Genomic DNA, 18,500 nt, shown 5'->3' on the forward strand with positions numbered 1-18,500 from the left:
CTAGGCAACACTCCTCATACTGAAAGAGTAGGACGCAACCCTCCTGACCACCAAGCTAAGTATTGAATAACGATAGATTGTTATTATCTATAATTGGCAGTAGGAGGTTTGCCTGACTTGAGCTCCTCGTCTGAACTAGTTACGAACCGGCTTACCCGCATCCAACATGCTATTAATCCGCTCACGCGTTCCGGCAGTTGCCGCCAACCTCAAGAACGAACTACGCTCCGCATCAAACAGATCCTGCTCCGTACACAGCGTACCGGCTGCAACTTCACCACCGGTTACAATCCGCGCCATTTCCGTTCCAACGACCACATCATGCGGCGTAAACATGCCTTTTGCATGATGATCCTTCAGCCACTTCACCATCTCATGGAGTACCGCTTCACCTGGCATCGACAGCGTAGGGCGATCAAAGCCTAGCTGGCCGTCACTGTTCCCCGCAACCGCCTGATCAATGGCTTCAAACGCTTTGCCATACAAACGATCGCGATTCATTTCAAAGCGATCATTCGGGCGTAGCATGGCTAGTTTCTGCGCCAAAATCGGTGAGCTGGCAATCCGGCCATAGCCCAAGCTCATAAACGCTTTCCATGAGGCTTTGGTAATGTCATCGCCGCAACCGAGCTGATCAATCCAGCGATACAGGGTTTCTTTACAGCCACCGCCGCCCGGTACTACACCGACCAACGATTCCACTAAGCCCATTACGGAATTGGAGTGGCAAATCACTTGCTTGGAATGCAGCACCACTTCAAAGCCACCACCCAGCGACATGCCTGAAGGCGCAGTAACAACGGGGAAATCAGCCGTTGCCATGCTATGTACGGTTTGCTGGAAGTGGGCGAGGAAAGCATCCAAGCCATCCATATCTTCCTTGCGGAAAAACTCGCGCACACCATTCAAATTCACACCACAGGAAAAGTGCTGAGCGTCGTTATGAATGATCAGACCACGTAAGCCTTGTGCCGGAACTTGCGCAATGGCATCGGCTAGCAATTCCATGGAGTCAGCATCTAAGGCATTGGCTTTGCTGTGAAATTCGACCAGCGCGACATCATCAATGTTGTACCAACTGGCAACGGCATTTTCGTTAACTGGCTTGAGTGTCTGGCGTTTTTCAGTAAAGCGCACCACGCCTTCAGGTCGGGTGATGGCTTTCCAGACTTTGCCCGCTTGCAGGGCTTGAAGCTCGGCCTGGTCATTAGCGTTAGGGGTGCTAGCAGTTGCATCGTCAGTAGCATTGTCTGGTGAACTTACCCGATAAAAACTAGAACCTGCTGCTTCACGTAAAAATGCCGGTACTTCAATACCATCCGCATCCAAGCGCGCAATGAAGTTATCCACGCCAATGGCATCGATCATTTCAAACGGGCCTTGAATCCAGTTATAACCCAGTTTCATGGCATCATCGACGGGTACCGGATCATCCCCAACTTCAGGAATCAGCGAGGCGGCATAGGTGAGGGTGCGCGATAGCACGCGCCATGCAAACTGTCCGTATAAGCCATCATCTTCCAGTAAAAGGTGCAAACCTTCCGCCTCAGCACGCTCAGCTAATGGCAGCGTTAAGCGTGGCGATTCAATGTATTCACCGCTGGCAAAGTCCAGCACATAACGTGTGTTGGTGGCTTCATCGGTGCGGTAAAACCCTTTGCCTTGCTTATTACCGGTTTGGCCATTAGCGATCATTTCGCTCATTAGTGGCACAACGGCCGCTTCAGCATGGAAAGCATCGCCATCAGGCAGAATATTCACCAAGCTCTGTACCACATCCGACATCAAATCAATGCCGATCAGGTCATACAGGCCAAACACACCGGTCTTTGGAATCCCCATTGGGCGGCCAAATAAGGCATCTGCCTCAGCGGGCTTTAGGCCCAAATCCAATGCCGCATGCAGCGCACATTGAATGGCATACACACCCACGCGATTACCCAAAAAGCCCGGTGTATCGGCACAGTTCACCACGCCTTTACCGAGATTCTGCTCGCAGAAGGCATCCAGCACATCAATCACTGCCGGATCGGTATGTTCGCCGCGTACCAATTCCAGCAGGCGCATAAAGCGCACAGGATTAAAGAAGTGCGTAATGGCAAAACGCTTCTGAAACGCTTCTGGCATATCCTCAACCAGCAATTTGATGGGAATCGTTGAGGTATTGGAGGTGATAATCGCCTGATCGTGGCAAGTGTCATTTAGCCTTTGATAGAGTGCTTTCTTAATATCTAAGCGCTCAACCACAGCCTCGGCGACCCAATCGGAATCGGCCAGCTGGTGAAAATCATCCCGAATATTGCCAAGGTGGATATTGGCTTCAGCCGCTTCACTCATTAGGCCCGGTGAATCGGGATCACGCAGGCGTTGTAAACCGCGCTCTGCCACGGCATTTACACTTAAAGGATTGCCTTCGGCATCGGTGCCGTCATCGGTTGGCAGGTCTAATAGCCAAACCTCAACGCCCGCATTGGCCACTTGTCCGGCAATGCCTGCACCCATGGTGCCAGCGCCAATTACAGCGACTTTTTTGATTTCCATCGTCATATCTTGTTCACTCATAAAATTCGTTGGTGAGTTTTACGCGCGGATAAAATCCCGTAATGCCCGCAGGCACTCTTTTGGCGCTTCAACTGGCAGCATGTGGCCGTATTCCGGTAGCACAGTGACTTTGGCATCTAATATTTTTGCCAATGCCTGACCCGCTTTTAAGGGCGTCATTTTGTCTTTGCCAGCCAAAATCAGACAGCTCGGAATATCCAATGCCGCTGCGGCTTCATCGCCACCGCTGTAGTTGGCGCAGGCTTTTAAGTCGGTGGCTAGTGGATTGCCTGACATAATTTGTCGGCCAATTGCGATAGGCTGCATGCCGGGAACCGCGCTAATGCCGTACTGCGCCGCAGGGCCAAAACCCCATTGCAGCATCATATCGGCTGCTTTAGCCGCGGACTTTTCAGCCGTTTCAACTAACGCAGGGTTGACCGGAATGGCTGCTGCCGTGCCGATACCGCTTAGGCTAGTGACCTTCTCAGGTGTTTGCTTAGCCAGTTCCAACGCGGTTAAAAAGCCTTGTGAATGACCAACGACATGTGCGCTTGAAACGCCGGCTGCATCCATAAAATCAGACAGCCATGCGCCCATCGCTTCAATGCTTTCCAATGGCTCGCCTTCGGATAAGCTATGCCCCGGAAAGTCTGGCGCTAATACGGAGAAGCCGTGGAAGGCAAACCAGCGTGTCTGCAAGGCCCATGCGCGGTGGTCCATGCCGCTGCCGTGTAAAAATAGTACGGTTGGCAGTGTGTTATCAAACGGCTTGCCGCCAGTCGCTGCGTAGGTCTGAATGCCGTTAACTTGTAAGTCCATTAGCCTGCCTCCGCCACACGTTGCGCTGCCCTGAGAGCACCGGCAAAGTCTGCTTTAATGTCTTTAATATCCTCGATACCGACGGATACGCGGATCATGTCTTCGCTAATGCCAGCCGCTTCCATTTGTTCCGTGCTCAAGCGGGAGTGGGTGGTGCTACCGGGGTGTAATACCAAGGTGCGCGAATCGCCGACATTGGCTAAGTTGGAGCCAAGCTGTAGCGCATTGATAAAGGCTGCACCGGCCGGGCGACCGCCTTTTACCCCAAAGCACAGCATGGAGCCAGCACCTTTCGGGAATAGCCGCTTCGCTACGTCATTAGTTGGATTAGTTGCTAAATCCGGATGGTTGACCCAGGACACCGCGTCCTGCTCGACTAGCCAATTCATTAGCTCATGCGCGTTTTCAACATGTTGGCGCATGCGCAGATTCAGGGTTTCGATACCTTGCAGCAGCAAAAAGGCACTGTGCGGGCTCATGGCTGCGCCTAAATCACGCATGGATTCTGCACGCATACGCATGGCTAATGCCGAAGGGCCGAACTCTTCCCAGAATTTAATCCCGTGAAATGGAGCATAAGGCTCTGTCAGTTCAGGGAAGCGACCGCTCTTCTTCCAGTCAAAGTTTCCGCCATCAACCACAACGCCACCTACTGCAACACCGTGTCCACCCATCCATTTAGTGGCTGAATGAACGACTACATTTACGCCATGCTCAATCGGGCGGCATAGGCTAGGGGTTGCGAAGGTTGCATCAATCACGACCGGTAAGCCATGTGCATGGGCTGTGCCACAAATCGCGTCAAGATCAGCGACTTCCAAACCGGGGTTTCCGATGGATTCGCAGAACACCATTTTAGTGTTGTCTTGAATCGCTGCGGCAACTGCATCCTGATCGTTAATGGCAACAAAGGTGCAATCAATGCCGAGGCGTTTCAGGGTATGGCGCAGCAGGGTGGCGGTGGAGCCGTAAATCTGTGCGGAGGAAACGATATGATCACCCGCCGAACACAGGGTGATAAAGGTCATATACAGCGCGCTCATGCCCGATGCGGTACAAATCGCACCGCTGCCGCCTTCTAAAGCGGCAATCCGCTGCTCCAGAACGGCGACGGTTGGGTTGGTGATGCGGCTATAAATATGCCCACCTTGCTCAACATTGAACAGCGATGAGGCTTCATCGACATCATCGAATACATAAGAGGTGGTTTGGTAGATGGGGACAGCCCGCGAGCCATGGTCACTTTCTGGCTGGTAGCCAGTGTGCAGGGCGATAGTGTCGGGTTGTAAATAAGATGAACGGCTCATGCGTTAATTTCCATTTTTTGCTTGTCGGCGGCAAGGATTATTAGACCGCTTGTTTAGCAATGTCAAAAAGAAATTTGGCAAGCGTTTGTAAAATCGCCCGAGGCGCTGTTTTGTTTGCGCTGAGACCTGCTATCTGTAATTCAGAGCCATTAACGGTCGTGCTGCGGGCAATTAAATCAAGCTTGAATAATCCTGTGTTAATCAGCCGTTAAGGCTGCAGATGCGCAATAATCAGGAATAACAGCATGGTTTTATCAGTTCAATACTTGCGAGGTTTGGCGGCGTTTATGGTGCTGCTGGAGCATGTCGGCTTAAAGAGTTCGCAATATTCTGGCAATGTGTTGTCCAGCTGGCATGTCGGTGGCGCGGGTGTGGATTTATTTTTCCTGATTTCCGGCTTTATTATGTGCCACACCACGGCTGAGAAGCATCAAACGGCGGGCGCATCCCGTCAATTTTTCTGGCGTCGAATTACCCGCATTATTCCCCTTTATTGGCTGGTCACTTGTTTGGCCTTAATCGTTTATCTGATTATGCCGGGGCAGGTAAATAGTACCAGCGGTGGCACTGACTTAATCGCCTCCTACTTTCTATTACCTTCAGAGCAGTCTTATCTGGTCGCTAATGGCTGGACGCTGCGTTATGAGTTTCTGTTTTATGCCATCTTTATGTTGGGCCTGTGGTTTAGTCGAGGTCTTGGCAATGTAGTAGTGATCGGCTTGTTAGTCTTCGCTGCGGGGTTTGGTTTCTGGCAGCCACAAAGCGGCGTATGGGCGAAGTTTGTCACTGACCAGCTATTGCTGGAATTTGCCTGCGGTATGCTGCTGTATCACTACGCGCAATATGCAACGCGCTTGCCGATGATGCTATTAATGTCGATGGTGGGCGTTGGTCTTGGCGCGTTACTGGCTGTCAACCAAGGTGTCCAAACGGGAATTCGAGTGGTTGATTTTGGCTTGCCGATGTTACTGATTATGGGTGGTGCGTTAGGTTTGGAACAAGAACTACAGCAACGCCCGATCAACTTCCTGAAAAGTTTGGGTGATTCCTCCTACGCGATGTACCTCATTCATCCGTTTGCTTTAGCGGGCGGCGCGATGGTGTTGGGCAAGTTAGGCTTAAGCCATGTGCTTGGCGGTTGGTTATTTGTATCAGTGTTATTAGTAGGCTCTGTGGTTGCTGGTTATTTACTATATCAGTTTGTGGAAAAGCCAATGACGCGCTTCCTGCATAAGCGCCCGGTGGCAACGGATTTAAAGCAGCAAAACGCCTGACTATATCTGCGAGCTGTACCACTAATTGGCCATAAGTCTAAGAGGCAGCAATAATAATGCTACCGCTGCGCGGGTCAATTTGAATTTGCTTAAGCATTGCTCTAAGGTTGCGGTAATTATAAAAATTACACAACTTCTGAGAACTCACCGTGACCCAATCCGCCCAAGAACTCATACAGCGCGCATCGTCCCAGCTTAATAAAGTTATTCTGGGCAAACCCAATCAAGTTCGCTTGGCATTAACCGCATTATTGGCGGGTGGTCATTTGCTGCTGGAAGACTTGCCCGGGATGGGTAAAACCACGCTGGCACATGGCTTGGCCAATGTCTTTGGTTTGCAATACAAGCGGGTGCAGTTCACTAGTGATTTATTACCGGCGGATGTGATTGGTGCGACGGTATTTGATGCCAAGCAAGGCCAGTTTAATTTCCGACCCGGCCCCATTTTTAGCCAGATATTTTTAGCCGACGAATTAAACCGTGCCACGCCGCGTGCGCAGAGTGCGTTGCTGGAAGCGATGGAAGAGCGTCAGGTCAGTATTGATGGTGAAAGCCATATGCTACCGAAGCCGTTTTTCGTGATTGCCACTCAGAACCCGCAAAGTCAGTCCGGTACCTTCCCATTGCCAGAGTCGCAACTTGATCGCTTTTTGCTTCGGGTCTCATTGGGCTATCCTGATCCGGCGGCAGAGCGTGAATTGCTACAAGGCCGCCATGGCCGTGGCTCACTCGGTGCGATGATTAGTTGCATTAGCCAAGAGCAATTGGAACAAATTCAGGCGCAAGTTCCACGCATTAAAATGACCGATGCTTTGCTGGATTACGTGCAGCGCTTAGTCGCGCAAACCCGCGAACGCGATTTATGTTTATTAGGCTTGTCGCCACGTGGCGCATTGGCCTTAGTGCATAGCGCACAAAGTTGGGCACTGATTCAAGGTCGTGATCATGTTCTGCCTGAAGATGTGCAGGCGGTGTTTGTTGCCGTGGCAGGGCATCGCTTGGTGGGTCGCAAAGAAACCCAAGGTGATCAGTTGGCCAGACACATTCTCAATCAGGTCGACGTGGTCGGGGGAGTGCGTGTTTAACTTCAAGCAATGGGCAGATCGGCGTTTGCCCAAGGCCAAGCAAGTTACCTTGTCGCAGAAGAAAATCTTCATTGTGCCGAGCAAGGTCAGCCTCGCGCTCATTGTTATGATTGTGGTGCTGTTTTTGCTGGGCATCAACTTTCAAAACTCATTGGTGTATGGCGTTTGCTTCTGGCTGATTGCCTTACTGGTGATCAATATCCTGTACACCTACCGTAACCTTGCGGGCTTAACGATTAAAGCCATCGCTGCCGAACCCTGCTTTGCGGGTGAAAAAATGGTATTAGAGCTGGAAGTCTCTCGTCCCTTTAAGCAGCGCAAAAGTGCGATCTACTTTGGCTGGAAAAACGAAGACTTGGTTGAGCTGAATTTGCAGGAGCAACAATCCACCCGCATTAAACTCTCCCACACCACTCAAAAGCGCGGCCGTTTTATGCCACCACGCATTGATGTATTTACCCGTTTTCCAACTGGCTTAAATACTGCGTGGTCCTACGTTACGATGGATATTGAAGCGGTGGTTTACCCCGAACCCATTGAGCAGCCACGCCATAACAAAGCCCAAAATAGCGGCGATGAAACGGAGGATGGCGTAGAAATTTCCGGCGGTACCAGCGACTTTGCAGGCATTCGGGATTATCAGGCAGGGGACTCGCCCAAGCACATTCACTGGGGGCAATATGCCAAAACCGGTGAGTTATACACCAAGTCCTTTGTGGATTATGAAAGCCACGAGTCTTGGTTAGATTGGGATGCCTTGAATATTTCCGGCATTGAGCCGCGCTTATCGCATTTATCCGCGATGGTGCTGGCCTTTGATGCTGATCAAAAACAATTTGGATTAAAAATTCCCGGAACGCTGATTCAGCCCGGAAGCGGTGCCACGCACAAAACCCGCTGTCTCACGGCCTTAGCGCTTTATGGTTTGCCAGAACAGGATGCGACCGATGCTGGATAAAGATTATCAGTTGTCACGACAGGTGACTTATCGGGGAATGATTTGGCTATTGGCGGCGCAATTAGTGGTCATGCTGCCATTCGCATTTTATCTGCCCATTTGGTTGATTCCGGTGATGTTGGCGTCGACGTATTGGCGGATTCGCGTGATTAAAGGGCATTCTGCGCAGCCGGGCTTAACCACGCGTATGCTGGTGGTGGCACTTGGTGGATTAGGCGTGTTAATCAGTGGCATGCCCTTGGTGTCGCTGGATGCCATGGTGTCATTTTTGCTATTGGGATTTGCCTTTAAATCGCTGGAAGTGATTAGCCAGCGCGATGCGTTAGTTGTGATTTTTATTGGCTATTTCTTAGTTGCAATCCAGTTTCTATTTAATCAGTCGATTCTCGCTGGCGCTTATGGCGTGCTATCGATGATTGTGTTGACCGGTGCGCTAATCGCCAATCAACAATCCCCTGCGCAACAGCTTAGCCAAAACGCTACTCGCTCCAGTTTGAAAATGGCCAGCTTTATGCTGATTCAATGCCTGCCGCTGATGATTTTGGTGTTTGTATTTATGCCGCGCTTTTCGCCGTTATGGGCGATTCCAAGTTTTGATACCCAAGCAAAAACCGGCATGACTGATCGCATGTCACCGGGCGATATTGCGGATTTAAGTAAGTCAGATGAGTTGGCATTTCGGGTGAGCTTTAAAGGCCGCAAGCCAACTTCGGATGAAATGTACTGGCGCGGCTTGGTGTTAAACAATTTTGATGGCAAAACTTGGCAGCAGTTTGATGAGCAATATGACAGCCGTGAATTACGACTTAGGCTCTCGTACAGCCAACCTTGGCAGCTATCGCAGGTTGAGATTACCGGCGAGCCAATCGAATATGAAACACTGTATGAGAAAACCGGTCGGCCATGGCTGTTTAGCCTAACCCCAACGGTCGCTGCGGAAGGTGATTTGCGTTTATTCGGCGATTATCGGGCCATGGCTAATAGCGATATTCAAGCGCCATTGCTGGTAAAAGCCGTCGCTTATCCGGATGCGAAGCGTGATCTTGAGTTAACCAAAAATGCCCGCCGCGCTGCTTTGCAATTACCGCCAACTGGCGATCCACGAACGCGTGCATTAGCTCGTGAACTGCGTGATTCGGTCAGTACCGAACAAGAATATGTGGAGTTGGTTTCAAAGCGCTTCACTGATCAAGCCTACTTTTACACGTTACGCCCAACACTTTTAGGCGATACCGACACTATCGATAAGTTCCTATTCGATACTATGCGTGGTTTTTGCTCGCACTATGCCGGCAGCTTTGTCTTTATGATGCGCGCAGTCGGAATTCCGGCACGAGTTGTAGTCGGTTATCTCGGCGGCAAATGGAATCAAAATGGTGACTACCTTTCAGTCCATCAGTTTGATGCCCATGCCTGGACTGAAGTCTGGCTGGAAGGCGAGGGCTGGAGACGGGTTGACCCAACCGCAATGGTGGCACCTAGTCGCGTTGAAGGTGGCTTAGAAGCCGCGTTGGAATACGAAGGCTCGTTTTTAGAAGATAAATTATTCTCCGCTCACAAGATGAAGTGGCTGGATGGCATCCGTCAAAAACTGGACTCCATACAGTACGGCTGGCGACGTTGGGTGCTGGGCTACGATGGCGAATCGCAGGCTAATTTACTGAAATCGATTTTGGATAAAATGTCGTCAGTACCTTTGGCGGTGCTGGTGGGTGGATTATTTGCCGGTATTTTCCTGCTGTGGTTTGTACTGCTAGGCATGATGAATCGGCGCAATTACGAAGCCTATGAGCATCAGCTCTACCGCAAGTTTTGCGCGCGACTAGCCAAGCTCGGCATTTCACGTGAAACGCAGCAAACCCCATCGGAGTTCTCCGCTCTGGCTAGTGAAAAATTACCAGAAAAAGCCGAAGCGATACAAGCGTTTACCGCCTGCTATCAGCAGCTGTGCTATGTGCCGCGTGGCACCGGTAAATCGGATCAAACGGTCCGTGAAATGAAGCGCTTGTTACGAGTTTTGGGTGCCTGATCAGGGTGGCTCATACCTTGTTTTCCGTGATAAATACGTTGAATGACTGATTAGTATTATTTATTTGAATAATATTTAATACGAATGACTTGCCCTCTGGTATTTTGTGGGAATTACCCCGTATACTGAAATGCAGTCAACTGATTGTCAGTCATTCAACTGTAACAATCGCCTGATACTGTCTCCCGTCACTTAACGTTCCAACAGCTATTTCACGGAGATTCCAAATGTTTAGACCCCAGAAGACATTACTATCCCTAACGATTGCAACAGCACTGTTTTCAACAGTTGCATCGGCTGCGGATCTTGCTGAGCTAGAAGCAGCGGCTAAGAAAGAAGGTATGTTAACGACCATTGCGCTGCCACACAGCTGGTGTGGATACGACGGTGTAATCGCCGGATTCAAAGCAAAATATCCAGACATTGAAGTCAACGAACTAAACCCTGATGCAGGCTCTGCTGATGAGTTGGAAGCTATTCGCGCAAACAAAGATAACAAAGGCCCTCAAGCGCCAGACGTGATTGATGTCGGCTTCTCATTTGGTCCTGCGGCTAAAGAAGAAAACTTGCTGATGCCTTACAAGGTATCAACCTGGGATACGATTCCGGATAACGTGAAAGATGCGGACGGCTACTGGTATGGCGACTACTACGGCGTACTGTCGTTTGCGGTAAACAAAGATATTATTGATGAGTCGCCTCAGGATTGGGCGGACTTGTTAAAGCCTGAATTTGCCAATAGCGTTGCCCTGGCGGGTGATCCTCGTGCGTCTAACCAAGCGATTCTGGGCGTGTATGCGGCTGGTTTGTCAGCCGGTGCAGAGGGTGGTACAGCAGTCGGTGAAGCGGGCGTAGACTTCTTCGCAAAAATGAATAAATCCGGCAACTTTGTCCCCGTCATTGGTAAGACAGGCACCATCGCGCAGGGCGCAACGCCGATCGTTGTACAGTGGGATTACAATGCACTGTCGGGCCGCGATACGCTGAAAGGCAATCCTCCGGTTGATGTTGTGGTACCAAAATCCGGCGTTGTTGCGGGTGTGTATGTACAAGCAATCAGCGCTTATGCGCCACATCCAAATGCGGCTAAGTTGTGGATGGAGTACCTGTACTCCGATGAAGGCCAGTTGGCATGGTTGAAAGGTTATTGTCACCCAATCCGTTTCAACAATCTGGCAGCGGATAACAAAATTCCTCAGGAATTAATGGATGCATTGCCACCAGCGGCTGCTTATGAAAAAGCCGTATTCCCATCCCTTGAAGACCAAGCTGCGGCGAAAGACGTGATTGGCGCGAAGTGGGATTCCACCGTTGGAGCGAACGTTCAGTAAATGAGTAATACGATCACGGCATCCCAGCCAATAAAACGCAGACGGATATCGCTGGCTTGGCTGGGTGTCGTGCCGTTTCTGATTTTTGCTTTTATGTTCATGTTGTTACCGACATTGAACATTGTGTTTGGCGCATTTCAGAATCCGGCAGGGGAGTTTACCCTCGACAACCTGCGCAACCTCTTTGAACCCTCAATCATGGCTTCCTACTGGATCAGTATCCGGATTAGTGTCGCCTCAGCCTTTTTGGGCTGCGTGATTGGTTTCTTGATTGCGCTGGCCGTCGTTTTAGGTGGCTTACCCGCTTGGATTCGCTCGCCAATTATGACGTTTTCGGGTGTGGCCTCAAACTTTGCCGGTGTTCCGCTGGCCTTTGCGTTTCTGGCAACACTGGGTCGTTTGGGCTTGGTTACGGTTTTGTTGAAGGACTGGTTCGGCATCAATATCTACGCCATGGGCTTTAATCTCTTAAGCTTTTGGGGATTAACGCTGACCTATCTGTTTTTTCAGATACCGCTCATGATTTTGATTATTACGCCGGCACTGGACAGTTTGAAAAAGGAATGGAAAGAAGCCGCCTCCATTCTCGGTGCCAGCAATGCGCAATACTGGCGGATGGTGGCATTACCCATTCTCTGGCCTTCGCTGCTTGGTACTTTTGCACTGTTATTTGCCAATGCCTTTGGCGCGGTGGCCACCGCTTATGCACTGACTGGCAGCTCAATGTCGATTGTGCCGATTTTACTATTTGCGCAAATCCGTGGTGACGTACTGCAAGACCCACACTTAGGCTACGCATTAGCCTTCGGTATGATCATGATTACCGGCGTCGCTAATCTCATTTACATCTGGATGCGGTCGCGCAGTGAGCGGTGGATGAAGTGATGCGGCAAAAGTTTTGGTCATGGCTGGCGTTAGGCTTAGGCATTCTCTATTTTGGTTTACCGCTGCTGGGCACGCTGGAGTTTTCCCTGCGCATGCGCCGTGGCGAATACAGTCTGGATGCCTACTGGGTCATCCTCAGCGATCCACGTTTTCAGGCGACTTTTAGTTATTCGGTGATGATGGCGCTGGCAACCATTTTGATGGGTGTGCTGCTAGTCGTGCCGACGGCTTACTGGGTGCGTTTGAAGCTGCCGCGCTGGCGTCCGGTGATTGAATTCATTACGCTACTGCCATTGGTTATTCCGCCGATCGTTGTCGTGTTTGGTTATATCCGGCTCTATAACACCTCCTCGATACTGCCGCTAACAGGCAGTGCAATAGGGACCGATTTGTTGATGATGTTCGGCTACACCGTGTTGGCATTGCCGTATATGTATCGCGCGGTAGACACCGGTTTGCGCAGTATTGATGTGGGCACGCTAACCGAAGCCGCCGAGAGTTTAGGCGCTAGCAAGTTCACCATTATGCGCAAAATCATTTTGCCAAATGTATTGGTGGCGGTGCTGTCCGGAGCCTTCCTGACCTTTGCCATCGTGATCGGTGAATTTGTATTGGCAGCGCTGTTAAACCGTCCGGCATTCGGACCATTTATGCAATTAATCGGCGCAAACCGTGCCTATGAACCTGCAGCATTGGCCGTGATTGCCTTTGCCATTACCTGGCTCTGCATGGGGCTGATTCAATTAGTGACACGTTTTCAGAAACACACACAACCAGAGCGCTAGTGAGTATGGGATTTCTTGAAATTAAGGGCCTGCAAAAGGATTTTGGTGATAACCGAGTCGTCGATGACTTCAATTTGGATGTCACGCGTGGTGAGTTCATCTCGTTCTTAGGCCCCAGTGGTTGTGGTAAAACGACCGTACTGCGCATGATTGCCGGATTTGAAACGCCTACGCAGGGCCAAATTCATATCGACGGGCAAGACGTGGTCAACCTGAAACCGAATCAGCGCAATATCGGCATGGTGTTTCAGTCTTACGCACTGTTTCCAAATATGACCGTAGCGCAGAACGTGGCCTTTGGTCTAAAGGTTGCCGGCAAAAGTAAAGCTGAAACCAATGAGACGGTTGCTGAAATGCTGGCAATGATTCGTTTGGAAGAGCTGGGTTCTCGTTATCCTTATCAGTTATCGGGTGGACAGCAGCAGCGGATTGCCTTGGCGCGTGCGCTGGCGGTAAAGCCTAAGCTGTTGTTATTGGATGAGCCGCTCTCCGCTCTGGATGCCAAAATTCGGGTATCGCTGCGTGAAGAGATTCGCTCAATTCAGCAAAAGCTGGGCATCACCACGATTTTCGTCACCCACGATCAGGAAGAGGCATTGTCGATGTCTGACCGGATTGTGGTGGTTAATGCCGGAAAGGCTGATCAAACCGGTACGCCGTTTGAGATTTATAATAAGCCTAGTACTCGCTTTGTGGCCTCTTTTGTGGGAACCATTAATGTGCTGACTGGCACCGTGAGCGATGCGGCCAAAGGCGTGGTTGAGCTTAATGGCGAAGTGTTGTCGCTTGGTCAAAACTTAGCTAACCATAGCAATGGCGATAGCATTTCACTGGCGTTACGGCCGGAAGTGGTGTCTTTAGGCGCTGCGCCCAATAAGCCGATACAGCTGAAAGGGATTGTGCAGCAAGTAGGGTTCTTGGGGTCGGTTATTCGTGTGCAGATCGCGATTGGCGATAATCTGTTATCGCTGGATAGTTTCAATCAGCCATCCGTGCCACCGCCAGTGGTTGGTGAGCAGGCTACGGTTTCGTTTGCGGCTGATGATTTGCTGGCTTTAGAAGGCGAATAGCTTTCTGCTAGGTGTTCTCAGCTATTCAAGACTTGGGCGCAGGTCATCTGGCCCATTGGAGTTTTCAGCATTAAGTGATAGCGACGGTGTATACGTTTAGCTATCAAGAGTAGTGGCGAGTGTTTGTGAAGGTTTACACCAAACACATCAATAAAGTCTCAGCCGGTACCTTAACCGGTTGTTTAATCGCAAAACAGTCCGCCTCAACATACGGCATATCCAGCCCCACCTGAAATGCATATTCCGCGCCGGTTTTCTCCTGAAACCATTGCAAATGCTTACTCAATGCTGCCTTTCCTGAGCTTTTTACCTCAATCAACATCCAGGGTTTATTATTTTTGCTAACTAGGAAGTCGACTTCTTTCTGATCTTTGGTTCTTAAATAGTGAAGCTGATAATCACCCCAGCCACTGTCCGTCCACCAATGAACCGCTTTGAGCAAATGGCTGGCAATCAGATTTTCATTACGCGCGCCAATATCTTGCACCTGAGACCAATCCCAAAGATACACTTTAGGCTCTTTACGCAAAGCAGTAGTGATATTTTCAAACCAAGGACGCACCCGAAAGGCGTAATAAAAGCTTTCCAATAGCGTCATCCAGCGCCTAACCGTATCCACACTAACACTCAATTGCTTTGCTAGGGTACTGTAGCGGATTACCTGTCCTGACTGATCACGGAGTAGGCTGGCCAAGACATCCAGCTGTGCAATGTCCTGCACCTGATTCATGTCCCGAATATCTTCGTAAATAAGCTGTTGCTGGCGTAATTGCTGCCAGCGGTTATAGAAACGCGTATCAGCTTTTACAAACGGCTCGGGAAATCCGCCAAATTTAAGCAGTTGCTCCAAGGCTTGGCTATCTGGTTTTTGTGGCATCTGCAATAAGACATCCCGGTCAAAGTCCGCACTCACCTCGCGCAAGCTTAGTGGGTGCATACGATAGTGAAAATATCGACCCATAAGGCTATCGCCACCTTTGCGAAAGGTATCCATTCTGGCGCTTTCGGTCACCAATATCGCCAGCTCTTTTTCATAAACATCGAAAAAGCCTTTCAGATAGTTTTTCCAGTCCTTAAATTTATGCAGCTCATCAAAAGCGACCAAACTGCGTTCACTACGCAACTCCTGAAGTCCCAGCTGATTGATTAATTCGGAGTCGATCGTATTGCTCACACTCTCTAAAATCCATTGGCGGTGTTGACGGTTATCCCAGTTGAAATAATGCCCTTTGGCGTCTGTAATGGTATGCGCGAGCGTTGTTTTGCCAACTTGTCTGGGGCCAGACACAAATAGCATTTGTCGCTGCTCCAGCAAATCGGTTTTTATGGTGTCGGTATAGAAGCGATGCATAATTTTGACCAGTTGTTTCTAATTATTTTACGACGAATCGTAAAAAAAGAAAGATTATTTTACGATGCGTCGTAAGTTAGTCAAAAAATCCTGTGAGATATAAGCATCCAGTTAATACCTCATGCGAAAGGATTATCTCGATAAAACTCCTGAAACTCGTCAATGATCAGGACAAAGTGCTGCGTTTTAGCCATTTCCATCAAGAGCTTGAATACATCCCGACACAACGGCGATCAGTGATTACCGTCATCTTGCCACTTTGCTTTGACTGCTTGATAATTGACTGAATTTACTTAAATTCTTGCTGGCGACCGTAGAGTTTCATTATAGTAATACAGGTTATCGTAATGGCTATTACTATAATTTGAGGCAGAGCAGACTTCACAAATCATCTTGTCAAAACCGTTATGTTTTGATATGAATAGCGACTATGACTTCACCTATCGATACAGCCCCAACACCCAAGCCCCTTAACTACCACTTAAAGGGCCGTTTCTGGATTGCCAGTCCGGAAGGCACTTTTCTGGGCACTGGTCGCGTACTCCTACTAGAAAAAATCCAAGAGTTCGGCTCGATCAGCGGCGCAGCGCGTTCAATGAAAATGTCTTACCGCCAAGCATGGCAGCTAGTGCAATCAATGAACGAGCACAGCAATGAGCCATTGGTCAGCAGCTCAACCGGCGGCAAAGGTGGGGGTGGTGCTTCGCTAACCAAAACCGGTGAACAAGCCATTCTGCTGTTCCGCGATGTCGAGCGCGATATGTACAATTACATGGAGAAGCGTTCTGCTTCGATCAGCTTATGACATTTATTTATCAAGCGTTATGTTTTCAAATGAATAGCCGATTTCGAGTCGTGGCTCTGGTTGTTTTAAGTATGTGCGGGAGTGTACTACCTGCCTCCCAAGTGCTAGCCGATGAAGTCATGGTTGCAGTCGCTTCTAACTTTATTAAGCCAATGCAAACCATCGCTAAAGATTTTGAGGCGCAAACGGGCCACGCGGTTAAAGTATCCTATGGTTCTTCCGGTAAGCTGTTGGCACAGATTAGCCACGGTGCGCCGTTTGATTTATTTCTCTCTGCCGATACCGATAAGGTCACAAGGTTGATCAAGAGCGACTTAGCGATTTCTGGCACTGAATTTGTCTATGCGCAAGGGCGCTTAGTACTGTGGTCAAATACGGCTGGCTTGATTGATGGCGATAGCCAAATCCTAAAACACGGTGATTTCAAATACATCGCACTGGCCGATCCAAAATTGGCACCGTATGGCGAAGCGGCTCGTGAAACGCTGGAAACATTGGCCTTGTACAAGCAGCTAAAGCCACGCTTTGTGCAGGGCGAGAATATCTCGCAAACCTATCAATTTGTGCAAACCGGCAATGCACAATTGGGCTTTGTAGCGTTATCGCAAGTGACCAATCCCGATGGCAGCGAGCAGGGCTCTGGTTGGTTAGTGCCAACGGCTTTGCATCAGCCAATCAATCAAAGTGCGGTGTTATTAAAGCGCGGACAAGATAACCCAGCCGCCACCGCCTTATTGGCTTTTCTACGGAAAAATCAAACCCAGATGATCATCCAATCCTTTGGCTATGACACTACCGCGCCGATTTCACCCAAAGCTTATGCTTTCGCCCGCTGACATCAGTGCCCTATGGTTAACCTTCAAGGTTGCCAGTGTCACCACCCTTATTTTGCTGTTGCTCGGTACGCCATTGGCTTGGTGGCTGAGTATTACACGTTCGCGCTGGAAAGCCTTATGCAGCGCGTTAATCGCGATGCCCTTAGTTTTGCCGCCGACCGTTTTGGGGTTCTATCTACTGATTTTAATGGGGCCGCAAGGTGCGTTGGGCCAATTTACCGAAGCACTAGGTTTGGGCACCTTGCCATTCACCTTTAGCGGTTTAGTGGTGGCCTCCTGTATTTATTCCATGCCGTTTGTGGTGCAGCCGTTACAAAATGCCTTTGAAAACATTGGCCCAAGGCCGCTAGAAGTGGCGGCCACATTACGAGCTAGTCCTTTGGATGCCTTTTTCAGCGTGGCCATCCCGCTAGCTAAGCCCGGCTTTCTTACCGCGAGTATTTTGGGCTTTGCGCATACAGTCGGCGAGTTTGGGGTGGTGCTCATGATTGGTGGCAATATTCCGGATAAAACTCGTTTGGTCTCGGTGCAGTTATATAACCACGTTGAAGCGCTGGAGTACGGACAAGCGCACTCGCTGGCTGCCATTTTATTGGGCTTTTCATTTTTGGTATTGCTGATTATGTATACCATCATTAAGTCGCCGGTTCGGGTGCAACACGCCTGATGGGTAGCGATATTGAGCTACGTCTTCGGTTAAAACTGGATACCTTCACGCTGGACTTTGATCAGTGCTTAGCTGCTCGCGGTGTGACCGCTATTTTTGGGCATTCCGGCTGTGGGAAAAGTACTTTGCTGCGTTGTATTGCAGGCTTGGAGCGACCTGAAACAGCCTATATAAATATCACGGGTGAATGCTGGGAAGACACCATCAAAGCATTCCGCTTACCAACCCATCGCCGTTCAATTGGTTATGTGTTTCAGGAGGCGAGCTTATTCCCGCATTTAACCGTTTTGAAAAACCTGCAATTCGGTCAGCAGCGTTCGGGCGCTGCCAAAACATCAGATCAGCTCACGCAAGCCATTGAGTTGTTAGGTATTGAAAGTCTGATTGAGCGTAAGCCGGAGCGCTTATCCGGTGGCGAACGTCAGCGGGTAGCGATTGCTCGCGCCTTGGCAGTTTGTCCAAAGCTGCTATTAATGGATGAGCCATTGGCTGCTTTGGATATGCGTCGTAAACGCGAAATCCTGCCGTTTTTAGAGCAAGTGCATCGCGAGCTGAATATTCCAGTGCTGTATGTCACGCATTCTCCAGCCGAAGTGTGGCGCATGGCAGATCATTTGATCGTGATGGAAGAGGGTAAGGTGATTGCCAATGGTCCGCTTGATGAAACGGCGCATCATTTGATTGATGAAGAGACATTGCTGGGCGACTCTAATGCCTAAGCCTGGGCTGCGGGGGATCAGTAAGGGATAACGAT

At 49.8% G+C, this 18,500-nt stretch carries 16 protein-coding genes; 12 read left to right on the forward strand and 4 right to left on the reverse strand.

Annotated elements, in window-relative coordinates; translation table 11 throughout:
• Positions 1-135: 135 nt before the first annotated feature.
• The 3 genes from LEUMU_RS0119660 to LEUMU_RS0119670 are packed head-to-tail and all read right to left on the reverse strand — an operon-like array spanning position 136 to position 4,670.
• Positions 136-2,562 carry a 3-hydroxyacyl-CoA dehydrogenase/enoyl-CoA hydratase family protein gene (locus tag LEUMU_RS0119660; protein WP_022954015.1) on the reverse strand — a complete coding sequence of 809 codons (2,427 nt, stop codon included), beginning with the start codon at positions 2,560-2,562 and terminating at the stop codon, positions 136-138.
• An 18-nt stretch (positions 2,563-2,580) separates the two neighbouring features.
• The gene (locus tag LEUMU_RS0119665; protein WP_022954016.1) at positions 2,581-3,363 is read right to left on the reverse strand and encodes an alpha/beta fold hydrolase; all 783 of its coding nucleotides are present in this window, start codon (positions 3,361-3,363) and stop codon (positions 2,581-2,583) included.
• Positions 3,363-4,670: an O-acetylhomoserine aminocarboxypropyltransferase/cysteine synthase family protein gene (locus LEUMU_RS0119670; RefSeq protein ID WP_022954017.1), complete on the reverse strand. Its 1,308-nt coding sequence runs from the start codon at positions 4,668-4,670 to the stop codon at positions 3,363-3,365. The genes LEUMU_RS0119665 and LEUMU_RS0119670 overlap by 1 nt, the downstream gene beginning before the upstream one ends.
• Positions 4,671-4,915: 245 nt before the next feature.
• Between LEUMU_RS0119670 and LEUMU_RS0119675 the strand changes: the two genes are divergently transcribed.
• The 8 genes from LEUMU_RS0119675 to LEUMU_RS0119710 all read left to right on the forward strand — a co-directional run bounded on the left by LEUMU_RS0119675 (position 4,916) and on the right by LEUMU_RS0119710 (position 14,087).
• Positions 4,916-5,944, forward strand: coding sequence for an acyltransferase family protein (locus LEUMU_RS0119675; RefSeq protein WP_022954018.1), 1,029 nt, complete (start codon positions 4,916-4,918; stop codon positions 5,942-5,944).
• 149 nt (positions 5,945-6,093) lie between these two features.
• On the forward strand, positions 6,094-7,029 hold the full coding sequence (locus LEUMU_RS0119680; RefSeq protein ID WP_022954019.1) for an AAA family ATPase: 936 nt from the start codon (positions 6,094-6,096) through the stop codon (positions 7,027-7,029).
• Positions 7,022-7,987 (forward strand): DUF58 domain-containing protein, encoded by a 966-nt coding sequence (locus LEUMU_RS0119685; RefSeq protein ID WP_022954020.1) that lies wholly within the window; start codon positions 7,022-7,024, stop codon positions 7,985-7,987. The genes LEUMU_RS0119680 and LEUMU_RS0119685 overlap by 8 nt, the downstream gene beginning before the upstream one ends.
• Positions 7,977-10,016 carry a transglutaminase TgpA family protein gene (locus tag LEUMU_RS0119690; RefSeq protein ID WP_022954021.1) on the forward strand — a complete coding sequence of 680 codons (2,040 nt, stop codon included), beginning with the start codon at positions 7,977-7,979 and terminating at the stop codon, positions 10,014-10,016. Before LEUMU_RS0119685 ends, LEUMU_RS0119690 begins: the two co-directional genes overlap by 11 nt.
• A gap of 227 nt (positions 10,017-10,243) precedes the next feature.
• On the forward strand, positions 10,244-11,347 hold the full coding sequence (locus tag LEUMU_RS0119695) for an ABC transporter substrate-binding protein (protein ID WP_022954022.1): 1,104 nt from the start codon (positions 10,244-10,246) through the stop codon (positions 11,345-11,347).
• Positions 11,348-12,232: an ABC transporter permease gene (locus LEUMU_RS0119700; RefSeq protein WP_022954023.1), complete on the forward strand. Its 885-nt coding sequence runs from the start codon at positions 11,348-11,350 to the stop codon at positions 12,230-12,232.
• Complete coding sequence (locus LEUMU_RS0119705) at positions 12,232-13,017, forward strand: ABC transporter permease (protein ID WP_022954024.1); 786 nt, start codon at positions 12,232-12,234, stop codon at positions 13,015-13,017. The genes LEUMU_RS0119700 and LEUMU_RS0119705 overlap by 1 nt, the downstream gene beginning before the upstream one ends.
• 5 nt (positions 13,018-13,022) lie before the next feature.
• Positions 13,023-14,087 carry an ABC transporter ATP-binding protein gene (locus LEUMU_RS0119710; protein ID WP_022954025.1) on the forward strand — a complete coding sequence of 355 codons (1,065 nt, stop codon included), beginning with the start codon at positions 13,023-13,025 and terminating at the stop codon, positions 14,085-14,087.
• Positions 14,088-14,220: 133 nt separating this feature from the next.
• Here LEUMU_RS0119710 and LEUMU_RS0119715 read toward each other — a convergent pair whose 3' ends face one another.
• On the reverse strand, positions 14,221-15,438 hold the full coding sequence (locus LEUMU_RS0119715) for an ATP-binding protein (protein ID WP_022954026.1): 1,218 nt from the start codon (positions 15,436-15,438) through the stop codon (positions 14,221-14,223).
• A 430-nt stretch (positions 15,439-15,868) separates the two neighbouring features.
• Here LEUMU_RS0119715 and LEUMU_RS0119720 point away from each other — a divergent pair, with 430 nt between their 5' ends.
• The 4 genes from LEUMU_RS0119720 to modC are packed head-to-tail and all read left to right on the forward strand — an operon-like array spanning position 15,869 to position 18,465.
• On the forward strand, positions 15,869-16,243 hold the full coding sequence (locus LEUMU_RS0119720; protein WP_022954027.1) for a winged helix-turn-helix domain-containing protein: 375 nt from the start codon (positions 15,869-15,871) through the stop codon (positions 16,241-16,243).
• 29 nt (positions 16,244-16,272) lie between these two features.
• On the forward strand, positions 16,273-17,079 hold the full coding sequence (gene modA / locus LEUMU_RS26960) for a molybdate ABC transporter substrate-binding protein (RefSeq protein ID WP_051156151.1): 807 nt from the start codon (positions 16,273-16,275) through the stop codon (positions 17,077-17,079).
• Positions 17,063-17,746, forward strand: coding sequence for a molybdate ABC transporter permease subunit (modB, locus tag LEUMU_RS0119730; RefSeq protein WP_022954029.1), 684 nt, complete (start codon positions 17,063-17,065; stop codon positions 17,744-17,746). The genes modA and modB overlap by 17 nt, the downstream gene beginning before the upstream one ends.
• On the forward strand, positions 17,746-18,465 hold the full coding sequence (modC, locus tag LEUMU_RS26965) for a molybdenum ABC transporter ATP-binding protein (RefSeq protein ID WP_051156075.1): 720 nt from the start codon (positions 17,746-17,748) through the stop codon (positions 18,463-18,465). Before modB ends, modC begins: the two co-directional genes overlap by 1 nt.
• Positions 18,466-18,500: the final 35 nt, after the last annotated feature.

The sequence above is a fragment of the Leucothrix mucor DSM 2157 genome (assembly GCF_000419525.1).
GTDB classification, from domain to species: domain Bacteria; phylum Pseudomonadota; class Gammaproteobacteria; order Thiotrichales; family Thiotrichaceae; genus Leucothrix; species Leucothrix mucor.